At 65.5% G+C, this 6618-nt stretch carries 10 protein-coding genes and 2 tRNA genes; 6 read left to right on the top strand and 6 right to left on the bottom strand.

The genetic code is table 11. The features are described from left to right. Positions 1-121: 121 nt before the first annotated feature. Positions 122-946 (bottom strand): N-formylglutamate amidohydrolase, encoded by an 825-nt coding sequence (locus tag RT123_RS08905; protein ID WP_313008791.1) that lies wholly within the window; start codon positions 944-946, stop codon positions 122-124. A gap of 112 nt (positions 947-1058) precedes the next feature. Here RT123_RS08905 and cpdR point away from each other — a divergent pair, with 112 nt between their 5' ends. Both cpdR and RT123_RS08895 read left to right on the top strand, forming a co-directional pair. Continuing rightward, complete coding sequence (gene cpdR, locus RT123_RS08900) at positions 1059-1415, top strand: cell cycle two-component system response regulator CpdR (protein ID WP_017506825.1); 357 nt, start codon at positions 1059-1061, stop codon at positions 1413-1415. 137 nt (positions 1416-1552) lie between these two features. Continuing rightward, positions 1553-1627: transfer RNA gene (locus RT123_RS08895), tRNA-Val, on the top strand. Between the two features lie 52 nt (positions 1628-1679). On the opposite strand, the gene RT123_RS08890 is transcribed toward RT123_RS08895, so the two are convergent. Both RT123_RS08890 and RT123_RS08885 read right to left on the bottom strand, forming a co-directional pair. Continuing rightward, positions 1680-2369 (bottom strand): DNA polymerase III subunit epsilon, encoded by a 690-nt coding sequence (locus tag RT123_RS08890; protein ID WP_313008790.1) that lies wholly within the window; start codon positions 2367-2369, stop codon positions 1680-1682. A gap of 162 nt (positions 2370-2531) precedes the next feature. Further along, positions 2532-2675, bottom strand: a complete 144-nt coding sequence (locus RT123_RS08885) for a hypothetical protein (protein ID WP_313008789.1) — start codon at positions 2673-2675, stop codon at positions 2532-2534. Between the two features lie 146 nt (positions 2676-2821). Between RT123_RS08885 and RT123_RS08880 the strand changes: the two genes are divergently transcribed. Beyond that, complete coding sequence (locus RT123_RS08880) at positions 2822-3475, top strand: DUF1345 domain-containing protein (RefSeq protein WP_313008788.1); 654 nt, start codon at positions 2822-2824, stop codon at positions 3473-3475. A gap of 18 nt (positions 3476-3493) precedes the next feature. On the opposite strand, the gene RT123_RS08875 is transcribed toward RT123_RS08880, so the two are convergent. Beyond that, positions 3494-3745, bottom strand: a complete 252-nt coding sequence (locus tag RT123_RS08875) for a DUF2171 domain-containing protein (protein WP_055805252.1) — start codon at positions 3743-3745, stop codon at positions 3494-3496. 178 nt (positions 3746-3923) lie between these two features. On the opposite strand from RT123_RS08875, the gene rsgA reads away from it, so the two are divergent. Both rsgA and RT123_RS08865 read left to right on the top strand, forming a co-directional pair. Continuing rightward, positions 3924-5000, top strand: coding sequence for a ribosome small subunit-dependent GTPase A (gene rsgA / locus RT123_RS08870; protein ID WP_313008787.1), 1077 nt, complete (start codon positions 3924-3926; stop codon positions 4998-5000). An 80-nt stretch (positions 5001-5080) separates the two neighbouring features. Further along, a complete protein-coding gene (locus RT123_RS08865) occupies positions 5081-5404 on the top strand; it encodes a hypothetical protein (protein WP_313008786.1) in 324 nt (107 codons plus the stop codon). Between the two features lie 165 nt (positions 5405-5569). On the opposite strand, the gene RT123_RS08860 is transcribed toward RT123_RS08865, so the two are convergent. Both RT123_RS08860 and RT123_RS08855 read right to left on the bottom strand, forming a co-directional pair. Then, a tRNA-Ala gene (locus RT123_RS08860) sits at positions 5570-5645 on the bottom strand. A 286-nt stretch (positions 5646-5931) separates the two neighbouring features. Beyond that, a complete protein-coding gene (locus RT123_RS08855) occupies positions 5932-6393 on the bottom strand; it encodes a TIGR02300 family protein (protein WP_055752793.1) in 462 nt (153 codons plus the stop codon). A 122-nt stretch (positions 6394-6515) separates the two neighbouring features. Between RT123_RS08855 and RT123_RS08850 the strand changes: the two genes are divergently transcribed. Beyond that, positions 6516-6618 (top strand): hypothetical protein (locus RT123_RS08850; RefSeq protein WP_409514900.1); only part of this gene is annotated, 103 nt, incomplete at its 3' end.

The raw sequence follows: 6618 nt of genomic DNA, 5'->3' as shown, positions 1-6618 counted from the left end.
CGCAACCTAAGTTGACCTCTGACGCCTCCGGGCGTCTTGCCCTTCCTGGGCGTTTCCTCCCTATAGACTTTTAATGCCGCACCCTCGGGTGCGGCTTTTTTTTGATCTGATCAGCGATCAGTCAGGCCGACAAGTCGTCTGCGCACAGGGCGGCGATCACGCGCGATAAGGCCTTATGCGTCTTGGCGTAGGTCGCATTGGGGGCCAGCGTCGTCTCGTCCAGGTACAGCCTGCGGCTCAGTTCGATCTGGATAGCCTCATAGCCCTCGTCCGGTCGGCCCCAGCGCTGGGTAGACCAACCGCCGGCGTAGGGGTGGTTCTGCGCCACGCGCCAACCCAGCCCCTCGAACAAGTCGCGTAGCCGTCGGCTGAGCCGCGCGCTGCAGGCCGAGCCGTAGCGGTCGCCCAGCACGACCTCAGCCCCGACGGCGCGCGCCGGCATCGAATGCCAGTCGATCAGCACCGCGCGTCCGTGCGTCGCGCGCGTCGCCTGCATCCGTTCGCCCAGGGCCTGATGATAGGGGACGTGGACCCTGGCGATGCGGTGTCTCGCCTCCGCCAGCGTCAGCCGGCGCGCATAGAGCGGCGTGCCGTCGCCGGCCAATCGGGGAATCACGCCATAACCGGCGGCCGTCTTGGCCCCCACCGGCCCCTCCAGATCCTCGATCAAGGCCGGGTCAAGCTCAGAGGGATCACGGTTCAGATCGACATAGGCCCGGCCGATCCGCCCTACGATCAGCGCGGCCCCTCTGCGTGGTCCCTCTGCGACCAAGCGCCCGACCAGGGCGTCTTCGGCGCTTTTCAGGCTGGCGCGCGACAGACCCGGCGCGGCGCCCATGTCGTCGGGATAGAGGTCGCCGGAGTGGGGCGAGGCGAAGACCAGCGCCGTCGCGGGCGCGTCCGCCGCAGGGGCGGTGATCGAAAAGCTGTCGCCGCCGTCGGTCATGCCCCCGCTTAGCGCGTTTCGCTGTGGAAGGAAGTCGGCTGAGCGGTGAATTTCATCGGCGGTTTACCGTTCGGGCTCTAGGTTTGCGGTCTGTTTCAAGGGTGTTTCTCGAATGGCGCGTATTCTCCTGGCCGAAGACGACGGTTCGTTGCGCGGATTTCTGACGCGCGCGCTGGAGCGGGCAGGCCACCAGGTGATCGACTGTGAGAACGGCGACGACGCGATCGACGCGTTGGAACACGGCCCCTACGACCTGCTGCTGACCGACATCGTCATGCCGGGCGCCGATGGGATCGAGGTCGCCCGCGTCGCCGCCGCGCGCCAGCCCGGCCTGCGCATCATGTTCATCACGGGCTTCGCCGCGGTGGCCCTGACGGCCGCCCAGGCCACGCCAGACGCCAAGGTGTTGTCCAAGCCCGTCCACCTGCGCGATCTGGTCAATGAGGTCGAGCGGATGGTCGCCGCTTGAACCCTTCGCTGCGACTGGGCTGAGCGACGTTCGGCGAGAAATCGCATTCTTGCCGTTAAATCGGCTTGATGCCGACCGGCCTCGCCGCTATACGACCGCTCTTCCCGCTCCGAAGACGTTTTTCGGAGCCCTACGGCGGATGCGTAGCTCAGCGGGAGAGCACCTCGTTGACATCGAGGGGGTCACAGGTTCAATCCCTGTCGCGTCCACCATTTCCCTTTCTTTTCAGATCAGTCGCCGTCAACCCTGGCTGGCGCTCGCTTGCTAGAGCAGGCGTCCCTGATCCGACGTCGGGACGACCGTGTCCGTCATCAGGCCGCGGCGGCGAAGCTCGGTCGCGGCGGTGAAGGCGATGTCGATGTCGCGTCCCGACGCCAAGACCTGAAGCCGGTCGGCATCCACCGCGCTCCACGCCTTGCCGCGCTCGGGGCCGGCGGGCACGCGGGGCAGCAGTCCCGGTTCGCGGCTCCAGGCCAGAAGCTGTTCGACGGTCGTCTGGTTCAGCATGTCGCGCAGATGGTGGGCGGTGACATAGGCGTCGGGCAGGGCGCGATGCGCCGGCAGGCCCTGCTCATGCACCAAACCCTCGGGCCGGCGCAGATAGCGCAGCATCTGGTTGGAGAAGCGCGGCAGGTCGGGCCACAGCCGCAGGGCGCATTTCCAGGTGCAGATCCACTTTGCGCCGCCTGACAGGGCAGGGGTGCAATACCGCTGCTCGAAGCCGGCCCGGTGAGCCGCCAGGGCGATCACGCCCGTCTCCGGGCGAAGGATGGGCGGCGCGACGGCTTTCCAGTAGCCGGCGTCCTGAACCCACTCGCCCAGAATGTGGTGAATCGCCATGGTGTCGGGTGAGATCGGCCGACCGGGATTTACGAAACGAGCGCCGCGCGTCGCATCCAGACGCCATGGGCCGACCCCGTCGCGCACCACGTCCTGCCAGCCGATCTCGCACACGTCCTGAGGGCCGGATCCGGCCGTCTCCAGGTCGATGACGCGGACGCGTTGGGGGGATGGCGTAAAGTCGGTCAGGGCGTCCTCGGCGTCGGGTTCACACCTGACAACGCCCGGGGCGTCGGATTCGGTCCGGCGCCTGAAAAGACCGCCGACAGCTTCTCGTCAGTTCGGCAGACGGATCGACGCGTGCGGCATGACGGTCATCACGGCCCAGAGACCGACCAGCACCACGGGCGAGGCGATCAGCGCCCGCCGACAGCGATGCGCCAGATAAAGAGCCTCGCCGATCACGACCGACACCAGCATTCGCGTTTCCCCCGAAACGATAAGCGACACTTATATGACGTCGCCGACAGACGTGTCCCTCAATGGGACGAAATCCATTTTGTCGTAGCCGCCCCGCAGGCCGCGCGGTCGCTAGACGTGCGACCAGGAATGCGCAATCTCGCGGCATGGGATCTGTCGCGCGCCTGTTCCGTCTGCATTTGTCGCTATGGCTCGGACTTCTGGTCCTGGCGGCTGTCGCGGCGCTGGCGCCGGCCAGCGTCGGCTGGCCAATGCGACTGGCGGCCGGCTGGGACGCAGGCGTCGCCACCTTTCTCGTCGCCACCTTTGCGAGGATATTCCGGGCGCGTTCGCAGGAGGCGATGCGACGCCGCGCGGCGGAACTGGATCAGGCGGGCGTTATGGTCCTGCCGCTCAGCATGGCGGCGGCCGTGGCCAGCGTCGTGGTCCTCGTCCTCGCCATGGTGGCCAGCGACGGCAAGCCGACCGTCGGGCAGGCGGTCTTTTCAGTGTGCACCGTCGGCCTGTCGTGGCTGTACGTGCACATCATCTTCGCCCTGCATTACGCCCACGGCTTCTACGCCCCGAGTGACGACGGCAAGGGCGATCAGGGCGGGCTAATCTTTCCGGGTGAGGATGACGCGGACTACTGGGATTTTCTCCACTTCGCCCTGATCATCGGCGTGGCGAACCAGACGGCCGACGTGCAGATCTCCAGCCGCAAGCTGCGCGGTCTGGCGACGTTTCACAGCCTGATCGCCTGGTTCTTCAACGCCGTTATCCTGGCGCTGACGGTCAATCTGGCCGCCACGCTGCTTTAGGCACGCGGAGCCGTTCGGTCAGAGATCGACCGGGCGACCGGATTCTTCTTCTTCAAGCGTGACGGCGACATCGGCGTTGGCCGACAGGCGTACTTTGTCGCCCTCGACGCCGGCGACGAAACCGTTCTCGATATAGTGGTGGTGATCGGCATGGGCGCCGGTGTTCTCGCGGCGCGTCAGCTTGATCCGGTCGCTCTCCACCCGGTCCACGACGCCGACGTGCACGCCGTCGGCTCCGATGACTTCCATGCCTTCCTTGATCTCGCTCATCGCCGTTCTTTCCTCGCTGAACATCGTGTCGATAGCGGAGCGCCGCCGACCGGCATTTCGTTCCCGAGGGGCTGGGACGGCGAGCATGCTTGTTCGCGGCCCCGCCGACTGGCAAGGCTTTGGGACAGTGTTCAGCACAGGCCGGCTGAGGAGCGCGAGCGACAGGGATGCCGTTGACTTGATCGAACAGTATGGATGGTCCGAGGTCTGGGCGACGGCGTTTGCGCCGCATGCCCATGCCGGTCACACGCCGGGCCGCGTCATCCTCCAGCATCGCAACGGCTATCTGGTCGTCACGGATGCGGGCGAGCTTCAGGCCAAAGCGTCCGGCCGACTGCGGCACGAAGCCCAGGAGACTGGGCCCCCTGCAGTGGGCGACTGGGTGGTGCTGTCGCCGAACGCTCAGGACGGCGCCGCCACCATCCATGCCGTCCTGCCTCGTCGCACGGCCTTCGTGCGGCGGGCGGCGGACAGCGCGCGTCGAACCCAGATCCTGGCGGCCAATATCGACGTGGCCTTCGTCGTCACCTCGATGAATGCGGATCTGAATCCGCGCCGGATACAGCGTTTCCTGGCTGCGGCGATGGACAGCGGAGCGCGGCCTGTTCTCGTTCTGACGAAGTCGGATCTCAGCGCGGACCCCCAAGCCGAGGCCGCTCAGGTGGCGGCGCTGGAAACGCAGACCCTGGTCCTGACCGTCTCGGCGCGCGAAGGCGTCGGCCTGGAGGCGCTGCGTCTTCAGGTGAAGCCGGGCGAGACCTGTGTCCTGATCGGCTCGTCGGGTGTCGGCAAGTCCACCCTGGTCAACGCCTTCCTGAACGAGGATCGGATGGCGACCCAGGCGATCCGCGCATCCGACGACCAGGGACGGCATACAACCAGCCATCGCCAGCTGATCCCGCTGCCCGGCGGCGGTCTCATCATCGACACGCCCGGCATCCGCGAAGTGGGCCTGATCGACGCCGAAGAGGGTGTGGAAGCGGTCTTCGACGATATCGAACACCTGATGCAGGAGTGCCGCTTCACCAACTGCGGCCATGTGAGCGAGCCGGGATGCGCTGTCCAAGCGGCCCTGGCGGACGGCGCGCTGGAGGGATCGCGCTGGGCGCATTTCCAGAAGCTGAAGTCGGAACTGGCGGCGGCGGGGGATAAGGCGGAACGGATCGCCAAGGCTGCGGAACGTCGGCGGCTGGGCGGCCTGCAGAAGGTCTATCGCGCGACGAAGCGCAACGACCGGGGCGGGGCCGATCGATAGCGTCGATGGCGCAACCGAATTTCGACGTGTTGCGGGGCCAAACGGGCTAGGTGAAGTCCTTAGACTTAAGAAAGATCACCATGTCCGCATTCACCATCGTCACCACCAGCGCCGTTCAGGGTAGCGAGGCCGCAGAGGTCAACACGCTGACCGACGACTTTTCCGACGCCAGCGAGGCGGTGGGCTATGCACGGCGCATGGCCGACGAGATGATCGACATGGCCGATCAGCTGCTGCTGGATTTCGATTACAGCAACGTCGGCGTCTATGAGGGCGACCTGCTGGACGAAGACGTCACCCCGGATCACCCCGCCCTGATCGGCGTCTGGGTGCTGGATGAAGAAGGCTCGGCCTTCGTGCCGGCCGAAGATTTCCGCCAGGGATCGACCGAAGTCGAGAACTGATCGGCGGCTATCGCGGCGGGAGGTTCGGATCGAGCCGCCTGCCGCATCGGTCATCGGACGAGAGACGGGCGCCTGGTGGCGCGCCGAATGGCGATTTCTGCAGATCGAAAATGTGGGAGAGGATGGCCGTCCCTCCGAACACCTTGCGGTGCTCGGAGGTGACGATGGTGGAGCTTAGCGGAGTCGAACCGCTGACCTCTTGCATGCCATGCAAGCGCTCTACCAACTGAGCTAAAGCCCCGGACCTGTCGGTCTGGATCGCCCGGTTCATCTTGCGATGGCCCCCGGCGAGGCGGCGGAAACTAGGTCAGGCCTTTTCTGCGATCAAGCCCGTTTCGAGATTTATTTTCACCGCGTTCCCAAGGGTGAAAATACGCAGGTTTTTCAAACCGAAAGGTATGAAAGGCCTGCTGTCCCGCCGCGTCTCCCTAACGGGAAATGCGGCGGGTGCAACAAGAATCTGAGCCTATCCACAAGCCCCGAAGAAGACGGGGCTCATGTAGCGCGAAGCGCGATAGGCCCGAAAATCAGTCGTCGTCGCGCGACGGCTTGGCGATCTCGTCGTCGATCGAGTCGTCGTCTTCGTCTTCGATGAACGGCACGGAGTCGTCATCGTCGTCGGCCAGCAGATCGTCGTCGCCGTCGGTAGAGCCCATGCCGGCTTCTTCCGAGGCGTCGGCCGGAGAGTCTTCGTCCTCGTCGTCCGGGGTCAGGATCGGCTCGTGGCCTTCCTCGTCGATTTCCGGCGTCTTGACGTCGTCTTCCTCGTCCTCGTCGCCGTCGACCTTCTTGTCCTTGACCTGGTCTTCCGTGTCCTCATCGTCGGACGGATAGCCGGGACGGGCGCGGCGGCTGCGCAGCTTCATCGCCTCTTCGGGATCGAAGTCGGTTCCGCATTTGGGGCAGTGTGCAGGGCGACGGTTCAGGTCGTAAAACTTCGCCTGGCAGTTGGGGCAGACCTGTTTGGCGCCCAGTTCGGGATTGGCCACGTTTGGATGCTTTCAACGGGTTGAATTCGGGGCGGTCCCTTGCCACCCCTTTGACCCGCTGTCAAAAGCTGTCTTTCGCGCCGCCCGCGCGGCCCTTCGCACAATACAGCCTGAAGCGGGTGATCATGCCGTCCCAACTGACTTCGCGCCGCGCATCCGCCCTGACCGGAAAGGTCCGCGCGCCAGGCGACAAGTCGATGTCGCACCTGTCAATGATCCTGGGCG

It is taken from the genome of Brevundimonas vesicularis (assembly GCF_032067225.1).
GTDB lineage: Bacteria > Pseudomonadota > Alphaproteobacteria > Caulobacterales > Caulobacteraceae > Brevundimonas > Brevundimonas vesicularis_F.
This window is presented reverse-complemented; position numbering and strand designations above follow the sequence as displayed.